A 23403-nucleotide genomic window follows, 5' to 3' on the forward strand; every position below is an offset into this window, starting at 1 on the left:
TTTTCCCCTTTTTAGTTTTATTTTTTTTAATACTACAAGTGGATCACTTCACCGTAAGCATCAGCACAAGCTTCCATAATCGCTTCACTCATTGTTGGGTGAGGATGGATCGTTTTAATCATTTCATGACCTGTTGTTTCCAATTTGCGGGCAACAACAACTTCTGCAATCATCTCGGTCACATTGGCTCCGATAAGGTGTGCGCCTAGAAACTCACCATATTTAGCGTCAAAGATAACTTTAACAAAGCCATCTTTCGCACCAGCAGCTGAAGCTTTTCCTGAAGCTGAGAATGGGAATTTACCAACTTTAATTTCATAGCCGGCTTCTTTTGCCGCTTTTTCAGTATAACCTACAGAAGCAATTTCTGGGGAGCAATAGGTACAGCCTGGGATATTATTGTAGTCAATAGGTTCAACATGTAGCCCTTTGATTTTTTCAACACATGTGATCCCTTCTGCTGAGGCAACGTGAGCCAGGGCTTGGCCTTTAACGATGTCACCGATAGCATATACACCTTCGATGTTTGTTTTGTAGAAATCATCTACAACAACACGGCCGCGATCAGTTTTTACACCAACCTCTTCCAAGCCGATATTTTCGATATTTGGAGCGATACCAACAGCCGATAATACAATCTCTGCTTCGATAACTTCAATACCTTTTTCTGTTTTGATTGAAACTTTGCTCAACTCACCTGTTGTGTCAACGGATTGAACTTCAGATTTCGTTAAGATGGTGATACCTTGTTTCTTTAAGCTTTTCTCTAATTGTTTTGAAATTTCTTCATCTTCAACAGGAACGATTCTATCCATAAACTCTACGATCGTTACCTTTGTTCCGATTGCATTATAGAAATAAGCGAATTCAACACCGATTGCACCGGAGCCAACAACAACTAAAGACTTTGGTTGCTCAGGAAGTGTCATTGCCTGACGGTAACCGATGATTTTTTTACCATCTTGCGGTAAATTAGGCAATTCACGTGAACGTGCACCAGTCGCTAGGATGGTATGTTTTGCCGAATATTCTTTAGTAGAACCGTCTGCTCCTTTCACATCGATTTTACCACCTTTTTTAATTTTTGCAGTTCCATTGATGACGTCGATTTTATTCTTTTTCATCAAGAACTGAATACCTTTACTCATTCCTTCAGCAACCCCGCGACTTCTTTTGACAATAGCGTCAAAATCAGCCTCACCACCTTGAACATTGATGCCGTAATCAGCGGCATGGTTTAAATATTCAAATACCTGAGCACTTTTCAATAATGCTTTTGTAGGGATACAGCCCCAGTTTAGACAGATTCCGCCTAATGATTCGCGTTCAATAATCGCTGTTTTGAACCCTAACTGAGCGGCTCTAATGGCAGCAACATACCCGCCTGGACCACTACCGATTACAATGATGTCGTAATTCATATAAATAAATATTCTGTAGTTGAGTGTTATAGCTTCAAATGACAAAATATGTGAAGCATATATTCATTCAAAAGTACGCATTTTTTCTGATGAATATGAACTATTTATTGTAAAATTGGCGGTTTCTGATAAAACGCTGTCGCTGTTTCTAGCTGAATGTCACATCCTGGTCAAAGGGGGAAAAATAATAGTTAAAGCGTTTTTAGTGTCTTATTTTTGAAGTTCACAATACACAGTTTATCATTATGTTAAGAATATTCAGACAGATCGCCTTGTGGGAAGCTATCTCCACCATTTGCTTGTTTTTTATTGCTATGCCCTTGAAGTATTTTGCGGGAATCCCCGAAGCTGTCAAAATAGCCGGTTCCATTCATGGCTTCTTTGTTGTTATTTTTGTGGTTATGCTGATTATGTCAACAGTAGAATACAAGTGGCCTATATTAAAAGCGGTAAAATATTTCTTAGCATCCTTGATCCCTATTTTTGGCTTTTGGGTGGAATTGGACCTTAAAAAAGAAATCGAAGGAAAAAGACAGAAGTCATAGTATTTGTATAAAAATTCAAATGCATGATTTTTATAAAGGTTCAGGAAGAGGTAAGAGAAGGAATTGGATTGCGAATAGACCAGAGGAATCGCCTGTATTCAATGGACGAATACGTGTGTCCCTCTCCTTTGCGGGAGATATCAATTAATAAGACAGGAGAGAGATGTTTAATCCTCTCTACCTGTCTTCTCAATACCCATATACGCATAGGTAATGCTATCCCTTCCGTGGGGAGCAGGATTACCTTCTTCATCCAGGTTTACAAAGACCAATTTATCGATTGATAGAATTGTTTTTCTGGATATTTTATTGCGGACCTCGCAGCGCATCGTTAACGATGTTGTTCCAAAATTGATCGCTTCAATACCCAGTTCAAGTATATCGCCTTGTTTGGCTGAGCTTACAAAGTTAATTTCTGAAATAAATTTCGTAACCACTTTGGGGTTTCCTAATTGAACGATAGCATAAATGACCGCTTCTTCATCAATCCATCGCAGGAGTGTTCCGCCAAATAATGTTCCATTGGGATTTAGGTCTTCGGGTTTGACCCACTTTCTTGTGTAAAAATTCATCGTGTTTAGGTAGTTAAGAGAAAGGGGAAAAGTTTTCTTTTCCCCTTACGTTTCGATATTTATCGCCTAAGCGTGTATTGCTCTATTTGCTGTAGCTGCTAGCGCCGCCTCTTTGATTGCTTCCGTGTAGGTTGGGTGTGCGTGGCAAATACGTGCGATATCTTCTGCAGATGCACGGTATTCCATAGCTACGGTTGCCTCACCAATCATATCTGCTGCACGAGGACCGATCATATGTACACCTAATACTTCGTCAGTTGTCGCGTCTGCCAGTACTTTTACAAAACCGTCGGTGTCACCCGATGCTTTTGCACGACCAGAAGCTTTGAAAGAGAATGATCCAGCTTTGTATTTTACACCAGCCTCTTTAAGTTGTTCTTCAGTCTTGCCAACAGAAGCAACTTCAGGCCAAGTATAAACAACACCTGGAATCAAATTATAATCAATATGTGGTTTTTGACCTGCGATATATTCTGCAACATATACACCTTCGTCCTCAGCTTTGTGTGCCAACATTGCTCCAGTGATCACATCACCAATTGCAAATACACCTTGCACTGCTGTTTCCAGATGGGCATTAACGGGGATTTTCTTACCTCTTTCTTCTACTGTGATGCCGATATTTTCTAATCCTAAACCTTCAGAATACGCGGTACGACCAACGGCTACGATACAGTAGTCGCCTTCTAAAGTTACTTCTTGTCCTTTTGGATCTTCAGCAGTTACTTTTACAACTTTACCTTTCGCGGAAGCTCCAGTCACTTTATGACCTAAATAGAACTCCATGCCCAATGATTTTTTCAAAACACGTTGTAGTTCTTTTCCTAAGCCACCATCCATTGTACCGATGATAGATTTTGCAAATTCAACAACAGATACTTTTGAACCCAAACGCGCATAAACAGAACCGAGTTCCAAACCGATAACACCACCACCAATGACAATAAGGTGTTTTGGTATTTCTTTTAGGTTAAGTGCTTCGGTTGAGGTAATGATTCTTTTTTTATCAACAGGTAAGAAAGGCAATGAAGTCGGTTTCGATCCCGTTGCGATAATTACATTTTTAGCAGTGATCTGCTCTGTAGAACCATCTGCTTTCGTTATTTTGATGGTGTTTTTGTCCACAAATGAACCCACACCCTGAAAACTGTCAATTTTATTCTTCTTAAATAAGAAGGTGATACCGGCAGTATTTTGGGCAATGACATCGTCTTTACGAGCAATCATCTTTGCCATGTCTACTTTCAGATCTTTCAAACTGATGCCAAATGCATCAAAATTGTGCGCAGCATTGTGGTAATGCTCCGAAGAATCTAAAAGCGCTTTTGAAGGAATACATCCAACGTTAAGACAAGTACCACCAAATGTGCTATATTTTTCAATAACAGCTGTTTTTAATCCTAATTGGGCACAACGGATAGCTCCTACATATCCGCCTGGACCACTTCCGATTACAATTACGTCGTATTGCATTGATTACGTTTTATTTTTTTGTAGCACAAATTTAATGATTATTAATGGGATAGGAAATCAAAACTTACGATTTGTGATCAAAGACCCTTACTTTACATTTTTTTGATAAAAGAATGGAAATTATGCACCTTGGGGAGGAACGGGGCGGTGCTTTAAAGGGGGATAGATCTAAAAAAGGATATTCAAAATATGAATATCCTTTTTTACTTATTTGTTATTCTGCAACAATTTTTCCTTGCATAACACCATAGTGACCAGGGAAGCTACAAATAAACGTATAAACTCCTTTTTCAAGTGTAAATGTGATTTTATCAGTTTCTCCAGGTCCCAATAATTTGGTGTGGGAAACAATTGAAGATAAAGCTGATTTTGGAATATATTCGTCTGCAGCAGCTGCAGCAGCCTCAGCACCAAAAGTTGGAAGATCAACACCTGGTTTTAGGATAACGACGTTATGTCCCATGGACTCTTTCGGCATAGTACCTGCATTTTTGAAAGATAATTCTACTGGCTCACCCGCTTTTACACGGAAAAGATCCTTATTATATTTCATTTGATCGTTACCTTCTAAAGATAAGCTGTTGGAAATAGCTACGTTTTCAATACCAGGCACTGTTTCTGTTGCTTGGCTTTCGGTTGAAGTTGTCGCTTCTGTACCAGTTGATTTTTCAGACTTGTCACTGTTTCCACCACAAGATGCAATTGATAAAGCAACTGCAACTGCTGGTATCATAAAAAGTTTTTTCATTTGAATGATTGTTTGTTTATCTTTTATTTATTGTAGGCATTTCCGCAGCCTTTAGCGGTTTAGTGATGAAGTTATGACGAACTTGATTCCTTTCTGGATGTGCGTTCTTGAGAAATAACATCAAAACATATTGTTTATGTTCTAAAATTAATGATTTCATTGATAAATTGAAACTATCATTTCAATTTTGACAATAAAGTATCAATTGTTTTATATAATTTGATAGGATCGAATGGCTTTCCGACAACTTCATTGGCTCCAGCATCGAGCGCTTCCTGTTGTTCGGCTTGAAGCACAGAGGCTGAAATGGAAATAATCGGCATGTTTGCGATTATCGGATTCGTGTTTCGACGTATTTCCTTGATCGCTTCAAAACCACTCATGAGTGGCATATGGGCGTCCATAAACACCAGATCAATTTTTTTCTTATTGATTTCTTCTAATGCAATGAGGCCATTGGTCGCCAAAGTGATCTCGCAATTCCAGCTCTTCAGGATATTTGCCAGCATAAAACTGTTTAATTCATTGTCTTCAGCAATGAGAATCATCGGAAAGTTGAACTTGGGTAATTCCGTATAGAGTACCTGCGTTTCTTTCTCTACCGGTTTGTCTTTGATTTTATCAAAGGTACATTCAAAAGAAAATATACTTCCTTTACCGTATTCACTTGAAGCAAAAACCCGACCGTTGAGCAGCGCAGCAATACGTTTTACAATTGCAAGACCTAGTCCTGTACCGCCAAACTTTTTGGTGATACTATCCTCTCCCTGTTCAAACGCAATAAATATTTTCTCCAGGGCATCTTCTACAATGCCGATCCCTGTGTCTATTACCTGAAACCCTAAACAAATGCTATGGTTATCTTCTGCTAGGAGTTGAATCTTTAATACAACAGAGCCTTCCGAGGTGAATTTAAAACTATTGGAGATAAAGTTGGTCAGTATTTGTTTTAATCGAAGTGGATCGGTTAGAAAATAACTTGTGATCCGATCGTCCACATCAATTGAAAAATCCAGGCCTTTGTAGACCGCTTTATCAATGAAGAGATTGTTTAGATCATCCGTAATATCATGTACAGAGGTAGATTCCATATTAAGTTTCATCATACCCGAGTCAACTTTCGATAGGTCGAGTATGTCGTTGATAATAGTCAACAGATTTTGAGAGGCAGAATCCAATTTATTGATCCAATTTTCTTGCTCTAGCGTGAGCTGCGAGTTTTTTAGCATCTGTGTAATGCCCATAATACCGTTAATCGGGGTACGGATCTCATGGCTCATATTGGCCAAAAAGGTTTCCTTGGATTTTCGAGCAAGATCGGCCTCTTCTTTAGCTTTGAGAATCGCCTGTTTTGATTCTTCTAAGGCTATGTTTTTCTCTTTAATTTCTTGCTGTATCAGTAATTGCTGGACAAAAGATTTTACTTTCGCGATCGTTGCTTCCGGGTTAAGCGGTTTATATAAATAATCCACAGCTCCACTATTTAGTCCCTGAATAAGGTATTTGTCTTCTTTTGAGATTGCTGTTACCATAATAGGGATAATATGGTTTGTTTTCGGATTCTTCTTTAGGAAGGAAACAAATTCAAAACCATTGATCTCGGGCATCTGTACGTCAACAAGTGCTAAATCAATATCCTCTTTCCAACAGATTTTTAGAGCTTCGTTGGGATCTGTGCTCGTCACTATATTTATATTTTCGATATCCTCCAGTAATGCTGTTAGACTGATAATATTTTCAATTTTATCATCGACAATCAATATATTTACCTTCTTCATTTTAGCAAATCTAAATACAATTTTAAGTCAACTGTTTGACGTAGTCCTTTATTTCTTGAATGCTCAAAATGCGTTCCTGCGCATCGAGTTGAATAGCTGCTTCGGGCATGATGGGAACTTCAGCAGTCACAGGGTCTTGTACAAATGTCTTCCCGCCGTATCGTTTTATCATTAATAATCCTTGTGCACCATCCTGATTCGCCCCAGAGAATAAAATAGCTGTACAATTTTCTTTATATATTTCGGCTACGGATTCAAAAGTCACATCAATTGATGGTCTGGAATATTGAACAGGTTCTGAGATATCCAAAGAAAAGCTATAGTCTGGTTCAACTAAAAGATGATAGCCTGCAGGGGCAAAATAGATCGTTCCATTTTCTATCGCTTCCTTATCATCTGCAGTTTTTATTTTTTGAACAAGTGCTTTAGATAGCGTGTCCTCAATACTAGAAGCATACTTAGGGTTTCTGTGTACGATGACAATAACGGGTATGCGAATCGGCCGTTCCAATGACTTTAAAATATTTAGAATCACACTAAACCCACCTGCAGACCCCGCTAATAAAAGAATTTTTCTTTCCATTACCTACTACCCAATTTTTTGGTAAATATTCTGTTTTTTGTTTACGATCTTAAATTTAGCAGCATCTTTATAGTTGATTAAAGATTCTTTTGCTCCCAAACATAAGAAGCCCAGATGGCAAAGTGAATGATAGAATAAATCCAGGACTTTATTTTGCAATTCAGTATCAAAATAGATCAATACATTACGGCAGGTAATCAGTTGAAATTCATTAAAAACGCCATCGGATACCAAACTATGTATGGAGAAAAGGACATTTTTTTTAAGACTATTATTAATGGTAGCGGCGTTGTACATCGCTGTATAATAATCTGACAATGAGTTTTTCGGTTCCGTCTTAATAAAATTTTCCGAGTATTCCTTAACTTTCGTAAGCGAATAAATACCGCGTTTTGCCTTTTCTAACACTTTGCCATTAATATCGGTGCCATAGATAAACGCCCGTTGGTAAAGATTTGCTTCTTCTAATAAGATGGCCAGCGAATAGACTTCTTCGCCAGTCGAACAACCTGCACTCCAGAGTTTGATATGTGGATAAGTTGCGAGATAGGGAAATACATCCGTTTTTACAGCTTTATAAAAATCGGGATCCCTAAACATTTCAGTCACATTGACTGTAATTTCCTGTAGGAAATAGGTGCTGAATCCGGGCTGATTGATCAAATTGGACTTTAGCTCCTGTAGATTGAGCTTGTTAAGTTCCATTATTCTAGTCACACGTCTTTTTAAAGAAGCTCTTGTATAGCCGGACACATCATATCCGTGGAGATTTTTGACTATATCAATAACTTCTTCTAACTCTTCAAAATTGATCATTGCTACTATTTTATCAGTTAACTCAGCCATACGCGCATTAGGGATATTAATTTGTCAACATCAACCGGTTTACTAATATAATCGTTTGCACCAACAGCAATTGTTTTTTCCCGATCACCTTTCATGGCTTTCGCTGTCACAGCAATAATTGGAAGGTTTGCAAATTTCTTGTTTGCCCTTATTTTTTCAATAGCTTCATAACCATCCATCACGGGCATCATGATATCCATTAAGACAAGGTCAATCTGTTCATTTCGTTCAAGAATATCTAATGCCTCCTGACCACTGTTGGCAATTTCAATGTTCATATCATAGCTTTCAAACGCCGTGCTAAGAGCAAATATATTTCGCATATCGTCATCTGCTAGTAGTACTGTTTTGGAAGCTAAATTGTTTTCAGCAATGACAGAAGCTCCGGCGTGATTGAACATATTGTATTCGCTCTTATTGCTGCGGATTTTATTTAAGAATAAATTAACTTCATCGATCAGGCGATTATTTGATTTCGCTGACTTAAGGACCATCGCTTGGCTGTGATGCAAAATTTCGGAAGTCTGCTCTGTCGTGAGTTCCATTGCTGTATTGATGATAATAGGTAAATCCCTAAATTGATCGTTCGATTTGATTTCATTCAGGAGTTCAATGCCCGATTTGTCAGGAAGGTTTAGGTCCATAATGATGCAGTCAAACAATTTCTCTTGATCTAATAAATCGAGAGCCTGTCTCGCATTGAAGGCCTGAAATATCTGAATGTGCTGTTCTTCCAAAGATTGTTTGATGAAATCGCTTTGGATTTCCTGATCTTCCACCAGCAGAATTTTTTTCAGTGGATGACTAGTCGATGCTTTTATTTTTAAGAATGTTTCAGCCAAAGATTCTTCTGACACAGGTTTAGCCATAAACCCGATGGCTCCGGCAGAAATAGGTTCGTCATGTAAAAATGTTCCTGCCGACATCATGTGCACAGGAATCTCCTTGGTGCTGTCGATTTTTTTGAGGTTACGAAGAACTTCCCAGCCATCCATTTTAGGCAACATAATATCTAGGATAATCGCGGCAGGGCGTAAATTCTGTGCTTTTTGTAGCCCATCCTGCCCATCATAGCTGATGTATACATCGTAGCCGTTTTGTTCGGCGTAGTCTTTTAGAATATCTGCAAAAATGAAATCGTCTTCAATAATCAGCAGTTTATTATGTTTTCCATCGTTGTCGATTGACTTTGTTTTTTCGACTATAGGATTTTCCTTCGGAATTTGTGTTGGCGGATTACTTTCTTTTTCGATAAATGGTACTTTCGGAACTTGAATTTCTTGTTCTAGCGGGATATTGAAGGTGAAGATACTACCTTCACCAACTTTACTGGATAAGATTATTTTCCCTTTTAATAAGCTAGCAATTTCGCGGCATATCGATAAGCCTAAACCTGTGCCACCATATTTACGGCTCGTTGAGCCATCTTCCTGTTTAAAAGCATCAAAGATAAGCTCTTGTTTTTCAGGGGCGATCCCGATCCCGTTATCTTTGACCGTAAAAAGAAGATTTTCTGCTTCAGCTATTATTCCTAAAGAAACTTCGCCTTTTTCACTTGTAAACTTGAACGCATTCGATAATAAATTCTTGAGGACTTGTTGTATACGATGTTCATCACCAATGAATTCCTGCGGTGCATTTACATTGACATCGAGTAAGAAGTGAATATCTTTCGACGCTGCGGTATCGCTGAAAAAATCTTTAATATAATTGACAAGGTCGTACGTGTTGATACGTTCTTTTTGGACTTCAACCTTCCCCGATTCAATTTTTGCCAGATCCAACAATTCGTTAATTAAATGTAGGAGATCTGAGCCGGCACTATGAATAACAGAAGCATACTTTATTTGGTCTTCACTGAGGTTTTTCTTTTTGTTATCCTGAAGTAATTTGGCAAGAATGAGAATACTATTGAGTGGTGTCCGCAATTCATGGCTCATATTGGCCATAAATTCAGATTTATATTTGCTCGACAGCTCTACTTCCTCTATTTTTTGAGCTATGGCCTGACGGGCTTTTTCCAGATCTTCATTTTGTGCAAAGAGCAATTTGGCCTTCTCGTCCAGCTCATTATTGGTTTGGATAAGCTCTTCCTGCTGTACTCTAAGCTCTTCCTCAGAAGCCTCCAACAAATGTGTCTTATGGATTAACTCCTCATTGGTTGTTCTCAATTCCTCCTGTTGAGTCTCTAATTCCTCTGTTTGTTGTTGAAGTTCCTCATAAAGATCAGCAAGCTTTCCATGCGTTTGGGCTACTTTTATGATAACGGCAATGTTATCTTTTGCTTTATCCAAGAAGTTAAATCGCAGTTGCTCGTCCTTCGCATTAATAATTGGGCAACAAATTTCCATGATACCGACACACTGGTTTTCATAAGAGAAGGGTACAATATAAATCTCAGTTTCTAAGCGGTCGGATAATGAGGTTTCTAAGATAAGATGCTTGTGGTCGACGTCCTTTATTTTAACGACTTCATGATTGTTTGCGACTTCGCCCAAAATACCATCGTTTTCCTTAAACGTTCGTTTGATAAACTGTGTGGAGGAAATGCCAATTTTGTGGCAAAGCTGATACTCCTGATAGTTATCATCGAAAATATAAATAGTCCCACCTAAAGCTTTTGTCGTGGAAGCAATAGCATGTAGGCTTATTTCGGCAATTTTCTTGTCTGTATAGTCGCCGCGTAATTGTTCGTCGATGCCATTAATAGCATTCAAAATCCAGTTATCACTGTTGGTCTGGTCTTGCAATAGTTGGAGGCGGTTGTTGGATTCTTGCTGACTTTTCACTGTAGACCTCAGAAATCTAGAGATCGAGGAAATTTTGGCGAGAATATAGAAAAATCCACTTAAGCCAATGGCGATGAAAAGGTAAGTAATGTACTGGGCCAGTTGTAGTTCATTTCTAGATCTTTCTAAAAGTCTTGCCCTTTGATCCAATAAGTCTCTCGACATGAGATCGATCTGATTTAATATCGAGGCTTTTCGCTCGTGAATATTATGGGATATGGATTGTGTTTCCTTCGTGTTATCAATATCCTGCTCAAAGTCGTAAAATGCAACAATATCCTTTCGGATGTTTTCAGTGCTGTTTGGCTGAACATGATAGAAATCATCTTTTAGACTTAAAGATCGTAACAGTTCATCCATTTTTTTTAATTCCATTTTATAAGGAATAAATAGTGAAGCGTCTTTCTTATTCAGGTAATCAAGTTTGATGTCATTTACCTCGTCTACACTTGATTTGATTTCATTAATGATATTGAATCTATTTTCGGCGACACGAACAATACTTCGCTCGTTATTTAAGTTATGATGCAGCGATATGAAAAAATATAGGGCTGAAAGGAAGATAAGTGAAAAAGAAATGATCACTCCAATGGTAATTTGCTTTCTATAATTTTTTCGATCCATGTGAGAATGAGTTTATCGTTTTACTTTTCTGTAGGTATTGTGTTTCGATGGTACCTGGGGAAAAAGATATATGTAAAATAACAAAAAAACTTGCTATTCCTAAAATAATCAAAAGTCAGCATAGAAACAAACCTATACAGCAGTCAAGGATCCCCACCAATATAATCTATTTGCGCACAACATCGACTTTTTATTGCGTAAGCGTAACTTAGACCATTTTTTTGTCTTTTCATTCTTAGTCGCAGCACATTGGGGGCAATTAGTGATCAGGTTTGATCTTTCAACAGTATTTGTTCAGTGCTCGTTCAGTGATTGTTCAGTGCTTGTTCAGTGATTACTCAGTATGAACTGAATATTGAGTGACTGACCACTGTATAATAATAGATGGAAAACTGTAGTAAGCTTTAAAGTGATATGAAGGTCTGTCAAACCGATTGTTATTTCGATTATTGATAATAAGATATTATGGTAATCATCAAATAGTAGAATCTATAAAATAGAAGAAGAAAAAATACTTATAAAAACAAAACCCTGATGATGGGCACCAGGGTTCGTTACTAACCAATTATAAACCTAAATTATGAAAAGACTTTTTAAGGGCTTCTAAACTAAATTAGTTGCCGTGTTGTGCCGTGAAAACTAAAAATGATTGTTTTTTAAATCTTATGCAAACTTTAAGTCAATAACTCTTCTGACTGCTTGCTGTTAGTGTTTCATAGCGAGATAACCTTTAATTATCTTCTACAAAGATACGGTAAATATACCGTAGCATCCAAATATTTTTAAGAATAAGTTGCTAATACAACTATGTTGTGACACACAAATGATATTTTGGCTTATCTGAATAATTATCTGACAGTGTTGTCAATTAGATCAGTATCGCTTCGCGAATTATTACTCGAAATGCCTTACTTTTACAAAAAATATATTTATGGTATTGACTGAATTTAAATCGATAAAAGCATTTGTATTGGATGTAGATGGTGTGCTGACTGATGGTACTGTGCAAGTTAATGAAGAAGGGCATCAGTTACGTACATTTCATATAAAAGATGGCTATGCCATGCAGTTGGCGATCAAGAAAGGTTATCCGATTTTTATCATCACAGGTGGAGGTTCGAAGGGCGTCGAGCAGCGGATGAAAGGTTTGGGGATCAAAGAAGTCTATTCAAAAGTTACGGACAAGCTTTCTAAAATGAAAGAACTTGCTTGTGATTACAAGCTTGAATTAAATCAATTGATGTACATCGGCGACGATATCCCTGATCTTAGCTGCATGAAGTCCGTTGGGATAGCTGTTTCTCCGGCAGATGCAGTAGAAGAGATCAAGAAAATTTCACATTATGTGTCTGGTTTTTGTGGCGGAAAGGGAGTTGTACGTGAATTGATCGAAAAGGTAATGAAAGTACAAGGCAACTGGTATGAGGATGAAACGGTAAAAAGCATATAGGGATGTTGAAAAATCTAAAAAATAGAACAATTATATTAGGGTCTCAGTCTCCACGGAGAAAGCAGCTGTTAGCAGGGCTTGGACTGACATTTGAAGTCGACGTACGGGAAACGGCAGAATATGTGGATCCGAATTTGTCTGCAGCTGAGGTCGTTCGTCAAATTGCTATTTGTAAAGCGGAAGCATTTGCGGATAAAAAAGAATGTTTGGTTATCTGTGCCGATACTATTGTGGTATCGGATAAGGGCGAAATCTTAGGTAAGCCCAAAGATGAACAGGAAGCCAGAGAAACGCTAACAAACTTGTCTGGTCAGAAACATGTGGTGCTGACTGCTGTAGCGATCTCATGGGAGGGTAAGATGAGCACTTTTGTCGAGACGACAACTGTTTATTTTTACGAACTAGAGCTGGATGAAATCGATCATTATGTTACTCAATTTTCGCCACTAGATAAAGCAGGTTCTTATGGAATACAGGAATGGATCGGCTTAATCGCCATAAAAAAGATAGAAGGGGAATACAATAATGTGGTCGGATTACCCACGGCAAAGCTTTATCAAGAATTGAAAAAGTTAATATAAAAAAAGCGGCTTTTGCCGCTTTTTTATTACTCTTTGATTTTTTTTAGCTTACCTGTTATTTGATGAAATAACGAACGCCGGTGTAGAACATGCGTCCTGTTAAAGGACCCCAAAGCATTGACGTATCAAAATAGTTTCCAAAGGGTTGATCCGCGGCAAGGATTGGCATATTTTGGAAATAATTAGACAGATTTTCTCCGCCCACATACACGGTGAAGTTTTTCTCTTTCCCAAAAGTTTTGCTAATCTGCGCATTCATTGTCGCATAAGCCTTTGATGCTGTAGGCATTTGATATTCAAAGGGGTTCTCTGCTGTTGATGGAATGCGTTTTTGTCCAACGACATTCAATGTATAATCTACACTCCAGCCAGAATGGTGATTATATGCCAGGTTGACAAAACCACGGTGTTTGGCCAATAGCGGTTTGGTCTTTCTGCCACTTTCAAAATCAGTTTGAACATCAAGTAAGCGATAGGCCAACCTCGTTTCAAAATGTGGTGCTGGCATCAAGCGAAATTCTGTTTGCAAACTATTGGAGAAAGATTTTCCATTCAAATTATAAAAATTGATCTCTCGGGGATTTTCGTAATCGACCACGACCTGATTAGAGAAGCTGTTATGGAAAAATTCAACTGATGCCGAAGCCTCACGTCCGAAGATCCGCATACTTTGGTCTATCGCTATTCCGCTATTCCAGGAGACTTCAGGTTGTAGGCCATAAGCCTTATCGTATATATTAGGCGATTGGATAACCAATTTTCTGCTACTAGCCAATACTGCCGTGTTCTCCGCAAATATATTTGCAGTACGTTGACCTCTTCCTGAGCTAGCTCGAACTGTTGTTCCCGAAAGCGGGGCATAACGTAAATGGATGCGTGGTGTTGTAAACCATCCATACAGGGAGTTGTAGTCTTGGCGAAGACCAATAATGGCATCAAATTTTTCTGATGGACTATAGGTATATTCTGCAAATGCTCCCGAAACCACTTCTTTCCTTTTGAAGTTTTGATCTTTTAAATACCACTCATTGTAATTGTCATAATTAATGGAGGCACCAACGCGATACTTGTGGGCGACTGTCCCGATAATATCTTGAAATAAGAGATTAGCATATCCATTTTGTTGCTCCGAATCGTAGTTATTGAGCCCAAAATAGCTTTTTTGATTGTAGTTTGATCCTGCAAGCTGGAGACCTATGCTGCGGTGCTTATTTTCGGGGAACACATAACCAATTTTAGCAAAACCTTCTACGCGTTCGATATCAAATCCCAAACCATAGCGATTTGTCGTACCCTTATCTGTCTTTTTGTTAAAATCAATCTGTCCGCCTGTACGGTCGTCATTGAGATATTTAACCCCAAATTGTACCATAAGCCCTTTTCCATTTTCATAAAACCAGCGGTTGACACCAGAGAATAGATTGCCAACGGGTATATCTCTAAAACCGTTGTGACTAAAGTTCATGGATTTATTGTACATGAAATTGTCATGCAGGAGCACTGCAGTGGACCAATGCTGACCAATTTTTTGTGAAAGATTTAAGTTGACATCTGTACGTCCCATGTTGTTTGCATAGGCATTAAAAAACAATTTTTCTGAATTTTGAGGTTTCTTCAATTCGACATTGATCTGTCCGGCCATGTTTTCGAAACCGTTGGCTACGGAACCGATACCTTTCGCAATTTGAATTGATTCAATCCATGTCCCTGCAATAGAATTTAAACCTAAAGGAGAAGCGAGCCCACGTGGCCCAGGTAAATTTTCAACGGTTAATTGGGTATAAATACCGCTAAGGCCTAGCATTTGAATCTGTTTACTGCCTGTTACTGCATCAGCACTGACGACATCGACGGAGGCGTTGGTTTCAAAGCTTTCGCTTAAATCACAGCAAGCGGCTTTGAATAACTCTTTTCCGGTAAGAACTTCTAGTCGTGCAGGTGTCATACGGTCAATATAATTTGAGCGTCGTGTTCCTTTAACCTCGACTTCCATCAACACATTACCCTTCGCTGTAATCATAATGACTTCATGCAGATCTTTGATGGTGATGGTGTCAGATTTCATCCCTACATAACTTACAACCAATTTGTTGAACCCTTCTTTGTGGTCCAATTTAAATACACCATTTTCGTTTGTCCTTGTGTTTTTGGTTGGAAGGTTGGCCCAGTGTAAATTGGCGCCAATGATGGGTTTAAGATCCCCCTTTTCATTTTCTTCAACAACAACACCGGTAACGGTATGTGGATGATCATGGTTATCGGTTGTCACCGCTTTCTTTTCGGGTACTTTGCCATTTTCCAGTCGCGGATACATACAGCATTCATGGAGTTTAGCATAGGATTCATCAGTGGCCACCAGGTTGTCAACATCATGACCAACCTGAGCAATATTTTTCTTGATTGCCTCCAACTGAACTTTTTGGGGGTTATATTTGATTTGCAATAGGTTGTCTCCTGCATTCCAAATGGCCGTTTCTACGCCATGCATTTTTGCGGCCGTTTCAATACGTTTTTTACACATAGCGCAATTTCCAGCCACTGTAAGTGTGCGGGTACTGTCGGTCTGTGCCTGTACAAATGCCAGAAAAAATAAGGATAGGATGGTCGTTGTATATATTTTTTTGAAAATTTGATTCATCATTTTAATTAAGAGTATTCGCTTCAACTAGCATTTAATTTTTATCTTCATGATATCGCGCAACCACATGCAAGGGGTACGGATTTATTTTTTTCAGTTCTACAATTTTTTTGCTGAATGATTTAAAATCCACTTTTTTGTTCCGTGATAAGCTACGAAAAGATGAATGTTGGGAATAACAGTCTGCTATTCTCGCGAGATATAAAAACTATAGTGGACTTCGATCAATTCAAGAAAATGAACTGCGTTCAGTGAAAAGAGGTGATATTAAATTCTAAAATTTTGATTGAGAATAAAAACAGGAGGGCTCTGTCTATTGTAACTCGCAAAATCGGTATACGTTAGTTTAGAAAAATCGTCTTCCTCCCCAGCGAAATGATAATAATTAAGTATCCAATGAAGCGTAATTATTGCAGGAGAAAAATGGTTAAAATCAAGATTTTGTGTTACTCTGCTGAATTTATCGACCTTTTGTGCTTCGATCTTAACATCTTTACAGCTTCCTGTTTCATGACAGTGTTTCTGCTGTTTTTTTGCAGACTTGGCACACAGAGGGCAGGCCATATTATGGCTTTCCGATAACGATACACTTTGTGTTTCCCCTTGGCAAAAATGAAGATGCACTGAGGCACCACTTGCTGCGAGCAAATAGAAAAATAGGCCGATTAATAGTGCAATTTTCTTCATCGAAGCAAAAATAAAGAAAATATGTAATTTTTTTTTGTAATATTTTGGATAAATGTTATAACTTGTAGTAACAAATGAAAAACTAAAATTTACCAAAGTTATGAATTTATTATTTATCAATCCGGTCAGCTCGTATTTGCTAGCTATCTTTTTGATTGTTGGGGCAATTCTATTGTACAAGGGATTTTACCATCTGGCTCGTCGTATACAGGAATAGTACAGTATGTTCGGTGTTTTTTAGGAGCACTTTACAGGGAAACAGCCTATGTAGTTTAGTCCCTTAAATTTGACTACTCAAGGAAGATTTTATAAGAATGGGAACATTTTCTAGATGCTCCCATTCGTGTTGTTTATCGGCTTAATAAAGGGTCACTTTTTCCGGCATTTCCAATCTCTACACGACCTGCATATCGTTCTTCGAAGTTTAGAAAACCACTGCAAGTAAGGCGGAAGTCGTACCAAAAGTTTTGCTTAGCCAATTCAAAATGTATCGTGATGGATTGTCCACCTTTAAGTTGCAAACTTCTTTTTTCCTTTCCATAGCTGAGATCCTCAAAAATAAGTTGCTCGGTTGTTTTTCCATTGTTTGTACAGGAGAAAGACAAACGGCCAGTAAATGCTGCTTCATTTTTACTTTTTTCATACGTACAGCGGATCTTTATATGTGGATTATCCGCGTCGCCTTTAAATTCCCGATAAAATCCGTTTGGACCATGGATTTCGAGGTGGTACATTCTTTTGTCGAAGGCATCTAGCGGCCAATGGTCTGTTACATGATCTCCTGGAGCAACCGCATAATTTCTGGAGGTTCCAACTTCTCCTTTGTAGCTAGCAGCATGGTAAACTGTAAATGGTGCGCCTGCGGCCTGTTTGCCAAAAATTTTATCTGAAGCCTCAAATGTGACCAGGTAATCCCCTTTGGATTGGTATTCGCCATGCACATAAAGTTCATAAGGAAGGATACATGAATCCCGAAGCCCTTTTTCTTGTTTTGGGAAATAGGGTGAACTGCCGGGGTCTTGCTCTATTTGTTTGATCTCCATTGCGCTAAGCGCTTTGAACCCCATGGGAAGACCTTTGAACTTGGCTTGGTGAATCTCTTGGATAAAAGGTTCCCGCTCCAGCACAATAGGTTTGTTCATGGTTTCGCCATGATAGGGTCTAAATGCCGAAGTTAAGTCTCCACATACGGTACGCCGCCAAGTGCTGATGTTGGTTTCTTTTATATTTTTATTGATTTTGTGATTAATAAACTTCTCCAGGAATTGTAAACTGGAGGTATGGTCAAACACTTGTGAATTGACCCAACCGCCTCTGGTCCACGGAGAAGCAATAATCATCGGTACACGATAGCCAAGACCGATATTGCTTTCTCTTCCGCTTTCAGGATAATATTGCTCATCGCGGCGTACAAATTCCAATGCAGGGTTTATTCCCTCGGATACTTTTCCACTTTCTGTATCATCAGGGTTTGGTGCTGTAAAGGGTGCAAAGTGATCGAAATACCCATCATTCTCATCATAAGTAAGTATAAAAATTGTCTTTTTCCAAACTTCTGGATTTTGGGTGAGAATGTCCATAATTTCGCTGACATACCATGCGCCGAACCAAGGAGAATCGGGGTGGTCAGAAAAAAGCTGGGGCGGAGCTAACCAAGATACGGTTGGAAGTTTACCCTCCTCAACATCTTTTCGGAATTGATACAGGACATCTCCTTTAGGGATCTGTAACTCGCGCTGTTGCCCCCCTTCTTGATAATGCATTGTTTCCAATTCCATATAATCTTGCTGCGCACTGTTGTTAACAAAGGCACGGCGATGAATATCTTTTGTCCGCTCGTCGAGCTTTTCAAAGTTATCGGCTGTATATCGCTGTAATTCTTCTTGAATATGCTTGAGATTTTTCTTTAAATCTTCAAGTGCTTCGGCAGCTGGTGTTTCGCTAATTTTGCGCTCGAGATCTTCTTTTTTTAGAGTCAGGAGCTGGCGATAGCGGGGATGATATTTGACCTGATATTGGGGGAAGTACTCCATCGGATTACAACCAAAATTGGCGAGCCAGCTGTTTGCCTCTCCACTATAACCAGCACTGCTTGAAGAAATTTCATTTTGATAGATTTTCCAGTCTACGCCTAATTCCGAAAGGCGTTCAGGAAAAGTGGTCCATGTTGCTTTCCCGCTAAACTCGGAGTCTCCATTCCAAACTAAGGCTTTTCCTGTCAGATTTTCCCGGATATTGGCCGTCCAGAAATAAAGCCGGTTTGGATTCGTGCCGGTGATGCTCGAACAAAAGTGTTGGTCACAGATTGTGAAAGAGTCTGCCAGAGAATAGTAAAAAGGGATATCTTCACGGGTATAATGTCCCATAGTCAACGGCAGATCGGCAAATTCTTTAAATCCAGAATGTTTTACATCCAACCATCTGTCCATTTTACCCTTATTCCTTGCGTCGGTTTGATCGGTCCAGTTGTGCGGAAGACAGCCCATCCAGGTAACTTTTGAATCTTTGATATCCAATCGGAAGGGGGCAAATGTTTCTCCGGATTTTTGCGTCTGAAACCATACTTTATTTCGATTGGGTTGACGGATAGCTCTTGGGTCATTGAAGCCTCTTACACCACGTAGTGTTCCAAAGGCATGATCAAATGAACGGTTTTCCTGCATTAATAAAACGACGTGTTCGGCATCGTAAAAGGTGCTGCCCAATGCTGGATTAATAGCCATCGCCTTCGCAATAGCGGATGGAATAACATGGGAGAGAGATGCTCCCCCGGCAAGCATAGCCGCTTTCTTTAAAAAATCTCTTCGTGTATCCATGGTTATATCAGTATAGATTTGACGGGCCGCCTATTGCTTGGTTAATTAAGGCAGCAAAGATATTCTCTTTGAAAAAATACATTTTCAAAAACCGTCTTAAAAATAAGAGTTCGATCCAAGAAAAAAGACTTTAGATCGAACTCTTATTAAAAAAATAATGCTTTGCTAATTTTTAGCCTGTAGGTTAAGCTTTGATAGACGAGATAAATGCTGGGATTTGGTCGAGATAATCCGGTTCTTTTAACCGTTTTACAAATGCAGTACCTATAATGGCACCCGCCGTATGCTTACTTGCTTTTTGAAAGGTCGGTTTATCGGAGATACCGAAGCCAACGATCAATGGATTTTTTAATTGGAGATCATGTATCCGCTTAAAGTAAGCTGCTGTATCGTCTCCAACATCAAGTGTTTTACCCGTCGTTGCATTGGAAGAAAGTAAATAAATAAAGCTCCTAGAAAGGCTGTCAATTTTTCTGACGCGTTCTTCAGAAGTCTGCGGTGTTACGATGAATATATTGGCGATTCCATTTTTCTCGAAGGTTTCTTTGTAAAGTTCTTCGTATTCATCCATTGGTAGGTCGGGTATAATGACACCATTAACGCCTACATTTTTACATGCTTCACAGAATCTTTCCACACCAAATTGAAGTACAGGATTAAAGTAGCCCATCAAAAATACGGGGATACTGACATGCTTACGCAGGTCATTCAACTGATTAAATAACTTTTCTACAGTCATACCATTTGCCAAGGCAATTTCAGAACTGTGCTGAATGACAGGTCCATCTGCCACTGGATCGGAATAAGGGAAACCGATTTCCAGAAAGTCCGCGCCGGCATCTTCCAATTTCTTTGCAATATGGATTGTGCTGTCCAATGTTGGATACCCAGCTGTAAAATATATCGATAAAAGGGGGGTACCTTCTTTTTTCTCAATTGTATTCATGCCTTAAAAATCAAAGTATTTCATATAATTATCTAGATCCTTGTCACCACGTCCAGAAAGACAGACAACGACAGTCTCATCGCCTTTAAAAGGTATTTTTTCCAGATAAGCCAGCGCATGAGAACTCTCAATAGCCGGTATGATACCTTCTAATCGCGTAAGCTCAAGACCTGCACGCATCGCTTCGTCGTCAGTCACGCTGACATAGTTACCTCTACCGGATTTGAATAACCAAGCGTGTTGGGGGCCAATACCGGGATAATCGAGTCCCGCCGATATGGAGTAAGGTTCGATGACCTGGCCATCCGCTGTTTGCATAAGTATAGATCGGCTTCCATGTAAAACTCCCTCTTTTCCTAATGCTGTTGTAGCAGCGGATTCGCCTGAATCAACACCGTGGCCAGCGGCCTCTACGGCATACAATTGAACCGATTCTTCATCGAGGTAATGATAGAACATACCTGCCGCATTGGAGCCTCCACCGACACAGGCCAATACAATATCTGGATTTTCTCTTCCTGTTTTTGTCAAGAGCTGTTTTTTCGTTTCGGCAGAAATAATAGACTGAAAGCGAGCAACCATATCGGGATAAGGATGTGGTCCCACAACAGACCCAATGATATAATGGGTGTCGACAGGATTGTTGATCCAATCTCGCAAAGCTTCATTGGTAGCATCCTTTAGCGTTTTGGACCCTGATGTTGCCGGAATAACTTCGGCACCCATCATTTTCATTCGTGCTACATTTGGAGCCTGACGTTGAATATCAACTTCTCCCATGTACACTGCACATTGTATACCTTTGAGCGCACAGACGGTCGCTGTGGCTACGCCATGCTGTCCTGCGCCTGTCTCCGCAATGATGCGCTTTTTGCCCAGGCGTTCCGCTAATAGAATTTGGCCAATGGTATTGTTGATTTTATGCGCTCCGGTATGGTTAAGATCCTCCCGTTTTAAGTAAATCGTAGTTCCATATTTTTCAGATAGACGCTTGGCATGATATAATGGAGAAGGACGTCCGACATAATCGCTGAGCAGTTGGTTAAATTCCTCCTGAAAGCTCTCTTCTTCGATAATTTTGAGATATTCTTCACGTAGCTCTTTCACATTTGGATAGAGCATCTCAGGGATATAGGCTCCTCCAAAGGGACCATAATATCCTTTTTCATTGACTTGATATATACTCATTTTTTAATTGTATTTATACTGTGGCTTAATAGCGCAATATCTTTTAAGCCGGGTTCTACTTCAAATTTTGAATTTAAATCCAGGGCATATAGTCGTGGATCATTTCTTTCTAGCGCTGTTTTGATATTTTCGGGATCTAAACCACCGCTGAGAAAATAGGGGGTAGTAAGTTTGTATTGGTCCAATAGGGACCAGTCAAATTGTACTCCTGTACCACCATAGGAACTACTTTTGGTATCAAATAAAAAGTAGTCCACAACTTTAGCGTAAGGATCAAGCTGTATCCAGTCAAAGTTTTGATCAACTCCGAAGGCTTTCAAGATGATAACCCCTGATTTTTCTTTCAATTCAAGACAGAATTCGACAGATTCATCGCCATGCAATTGAATTACATTTAGTTGGAATTCAGTTATTTTATCTAGAATTGCTGAGAGGCTAGCATTGACGAAAACGCCGACTTTGCTTAGGCCGTCAAGCTCCTTAATGTATGCGGAGGAGCTTTGACCAACATAACGTTTGGATTGATCATAAAATATAAATCCCATATAATCGATGCCCAAGGAAGCTACAGCGGTTATATTGTCGGGATATTTCATACCACAAACTTTTACTTTGACCGCCATTTTATTTTTTGATTAGTTTTTGGAAACTTCGTAAAGCTTTACCTCCCATCAATGAACCTTCTGCTTCATAAAAACAGTCGCCAAAAGATTTTTCGGGGTTAAAGGTCTTGATCGCAAATGCGGCATTGGTCAAAACAACATTGTTCTGCACATCTGTACCCTGATTGTTCAATATCGATAAGAATGTGTGGGCGGTATCCGCTATCGTTTCACCTCCTGTCAGCTCCTGGGCTGAGACTGGGGTGAAACCAAGCTCTTCCATGTTGTAGTAATTTTCCCCTTGGTTGTTGATTAACTTAAAATCACCGGTCATGGATATCTCGTCATAACCGTCCAAAGCATGAATAATGGAATATTGTTTGTTGGTGTTTTGGTATAAATAACCATACAGTCTTGCCAATTCTAAACTAAATACACCAACAGACTGAAATCTAGGATTGGAAGGATTTGTCAATGGCCCTAGCATGTTAAAGAAAGTCTTAACACCCAATGCACGACGTATCGGGGCAACAGTTTTCATTGCAGGGTGAAACAATGGTGCATGGAGAAAACAGATGTTGGCTTCATCAAGCTGGCGTTGTAGTTCAGCCTTATCGTTGCTGAATTGATAGCCTAAATATTCCATGACATTGGAAGAACCACAGCTCGAAGATACCCCGATATTACCGTGTTTTGCGACATGGTAACCAGCCCCAGCTGTGATAAAAGATGCTATTGTCGAGATATTAAAGGTATTTTTACCATCCCCACCTGTACCGCAAAGGTCAATTAAATCATAACCATCAAAATCCAGTTTGAGACATAAATCATACATCGCATCCCTAAACCCTCCAAGCTCTTCAACGCGAATGCTGCGCATACCATAAGCGGTCATAAATGCCGCAATTTGGTGGCTGTCATATTTGCCCATGGCAATGTTGGTTAGAATCTCGTAGGCCTCTTGCCGAGAAAATGTCTTGTATTCAAATAAATGCGCTAAAATTTCTTTCATGGTAATTTAAATAAAAAAAGGGCTTACCTTATTTAGGCAAGCCCATCATATCTTGACGTATTAATCAAATAATGCAATAGGAATTTGCCACAACGTTATTCGTT

Annotated in this window: 19 protein-coding genes; 4 read left to right on the top strand and 15 right to left on the bottom strand. The window is 39.2% G+C overall.

What is annotated here, in order from left to right:
• Positions 1 to 32 precede the first annotated feature (32 nt).
• Positions 33 to 1421 carry a dihydrolipoyl dehydrogenase gene (gene lpdA / locus B4Z47_RS23475; protein WP_115047258.1) on the bottom strand — a complete coding sequence of 463 codons (1389 nt, stop codon included), beginning with the start codon at positions 1419 to 1421 and terminating at the stop codon, positions 33 to 35.
• A gap of 245 nt (positions 1422 to 1666) precedes the next feature.
• Here lpdA (B4Z47_RS23475) and B4Z47_RS23480 point away from each other — a divergent pair, with 245 nt between their 5' ends.
• Positions 1667 to 1966 carry a DUF3817 domain-containing protein gene (locus B4Z47_RS23480; protein WP_046674086.1) on the top strand — a complete coding sequence of 100 codons (300 nt, stop codon included), beginning with the start codon at positions 1667 to 1669 and terminating at the stop codon, positions 1964 to 1966.
• 19 nt (positions 1967 to 1985) lie between these two features.
• Complete coding sequence (locus B4Z47_RS23485) at positions 1986 to 2114, top strand: hypothetical protein (protein ID WP_262511800.1); 129 nt, start codon at positions 1986 to 1988, stop codon at positions 2112 to 2114.
• A gap of 19 nt (positions 2115 to 2133) precedes the next feature.
• Here B4Z47_RS23485 and B4Z47_RS23490 read toward each other — a convergent pair whose 3' ends face one another.
• From B4Z47_RS23490 to B4Z47_RS23520, 7 genes are all read right to left on the bottom strand, one after another.
• Positions 2134 to 2538, bottom strand: a complete 405-nt coding sequence (locus B4Z47_RS23490) for an acyl-CoA thioesterase (protein ID WP_046674085.1) — start codon at positions 2536 to 2538, stop codon at positions 2134 to 2136.
• A 66-nt stretch (positions 2539 to 2604) separates the two neighbouring features.
• Positions 2605 to 4011: a dihydrolipoyl dehydrogenase gene (lpdA, locus tag B4Z47_RS23495; protein ID WP_070560648.1), complete on the bottom strand. Its 1407-nt coding sequence runs from the start codon at positions 4009 to 4011 to the stop codon at positions 2605 to 2607.
• Between the two features lie 214 nt (positions 4012 to 4225).
• Positions 4226 to 4759 (bottom strand): plastocyanin/azurin family copper-binding protein, encoded by a 534-nt coding sequence (locus B4Z47_RS23500; protein ID WP_070562060.1) that lies wholly within the window; start codon positions 4757 to 4759, stop codon positions 4226 to 4228.
• A 176-nt stretch (positions 4760 to 4935) separates the two neighbouring features.
• Positions 4936 to 6537 carry a response regulator gene (locus B4Z47_RS23505; protein ID WP_070562062.1) on the bottom strand — a complete coding sequence of 534 codons (1602 nt, stop codon included), beginning with the start codon at positions 6535 to 6537 and terminating at the stop codon, positions 4936 to 4938.
• Between the two features lie 22 nt (positions 6538 to 6559).
• Positions 6560 to 7120: a chemotaxis protein CheB gene (locus B4Z47_RS23510; RefSeq protein WP_070562064.1), complete on the bottom strand. Its 561-nt coding sequence runs from the start codon at positions 7118 to 7120 to the stop codon at positions 6560 to 6562.
• Between the two features lie 6 nt (positions 7121 to 7126).
• The gene (locus B4Z47_RS23515) at positions 7127 to 7966 is read right to left on the bottom strand and encodes a CheR family methyltransferase (protein WP_236560115.1); all 840 of its coding nucleotides are present in this window, start codon (positions 7964 to 7966) and stop codon (positions 7127 to 7129) included.
• Positions 7954 to 11379: a hybrid sensor histidine kinase/response regulator gene (locus B4Z47_RS23520; protein ID WP_115047262.1), complete on the bottom strand. Its 3426-nt coding sequence runs from the start codon at positions 11377 to 11379 to the stop codon at positions 7954 to 7956. Before B4Z47_RS23520 ends, B4Z47_RS23515 begins: the two co-directional genes overlap by 13 nt.
• Positions 11380 to 12310: 931 nt before the next feature.
• Between B4Z47_RS23520 and B4Z47_RS23525 the strand changes: the two genes are divergently transcribed.
• Both B4Z47_RS23525 and B4Z47_RS23530 read left to right on the top strand, forming a co-directional pair.
• The gene (locus B4Z47_RS23525) at positions 12311 to 12829 is read left to right on the top strand and encodes a KdsC family phosphatase (protein WP_070562067.1); all 519 of its coding nucleotides are present in this window, start codon (positions 12311 to 12313) and stop codon (positions 12827 to 12829) included.
• Positions 12830 to 12831: 2 nt separating this feature from the next.
• Positions 12832 to 13410, top strand: a complete 579-nt coding sequence (locus tag B4Z47_RS23530) for a Maf family protein (RefSeq protein WP_286728048.1) — start codon at positions 12832 to 12834, stop codon at positions 13408 to 13410.
• 55 nt (positions 13411 to 13465) lie between these two features.
• Here the strand turns inward: B4Z47_RS23530 and B4Z47_RS23535 are convergent, their stop codons facing one another.
• The 7 genes from B4Z47_RS23535 to trpD form a co-directional block, all read right to left on the bottom strand.
• Positions 13466 to 16051: a TonB-dependent receptor domain-containing protein gene (locus B4Z47_RS23535; protein ID WP_083295805.1), complete on the bottom strand. Its 2586-nt coding sequence runs from the start codon at positions 16049 to 16051 to the stop codon at positions 13466 to 13468.
• 264 nt (positions 16052 to 16315) lie between these two features.
• Positions 16316 to 16915: an HYC_CC_PP family protein gene (locus tag B4Z47_RS23540; protein ID WP_115047266.1), complete on the bottom strand. Its 600-nt coding sequence runs from the start codon at positions 16913 to 16915 to the stop codon at positions 16316 to 16318.
• A gap of 170 nt (positions 16916 to 17085) precedes the next feature.
• Positions 17086 to 19551: a phosphocholine-specific phospholipase C gene (locus B4Z47_RS23545; RefSeq protein ID WP_286728050.1), complete on the bottom strand. Its 2466-nt coding sequence runs from the start codon at positions 19549 to 19551 to the stop codon at positions 17086 to 17088.
• A 184-nt stretch (positions 19552 to 19735) separates the two neighbouring features.
• Complete coding sequence (gene trpA / locus B4Z47_RS23550) at positions 19736 to 20497, bottom strand: tryptophan synthase subunit alpha (RefSeq protein ID WP_112373783.1); 762 nt, start codon at positions 20495 to 20497, stop codon at positions 19736 to 19738.
• Between the two features lie 3 nt (positions 20498 to 20500).
• Positions 20501 to 21685 (bottom strand): tryptophan synthase subunit beta, encoded by a 1185-nt coding sequence (gene trpB, locus B4Z47_RS23555; protein WP_070562076.1) that lies wholly within the window; start codon positions 21683 to 21685, stop codon positions 20501 to 20503.
• Positions 21682 to 22308: a phosphoribosylanthranilate isomerase gene (locus tag B4Z47_RS23560; RefSeq protein ID WP_112373782.1), complete on the bottom strand. Its 627-nt coding sequence runs from the start codon at positions 22306 to 22308 to the stop codon at positions 21682 to 21684. Before B4Z47_RS23560 ends, trpB begins: the two co-directional genes overlap by 4 nt.
• A 1-nt stretch (position 22309) precedes the next feature.
• Positions 22310 to 23299, bottom strand: coding sequence for an anthranilate phosphoribosyltransferase (gene trpD, locus B4Z47_RS23565; RefSeq protein ID WP_115047270.1), 990 nt, complete (start codon positions 23297 to 23299; stop codon positions 22310 to 22312).
• Positions 23300 to 23403: the final 104 nt, after the last annotated feature.

Origin of the sequence: Sphingobacterium sp. UBA2610, from assembly GCF_002339225.1 — a bacterium.
GTDB classification, from domain to species: domain Bacteria; phylum Bacteroidota; class Bacteroidia; order Sphingobacteriales; family Sphingobacteriaceae; genus Sphingobacterium; species Sphingobacterium multivorum.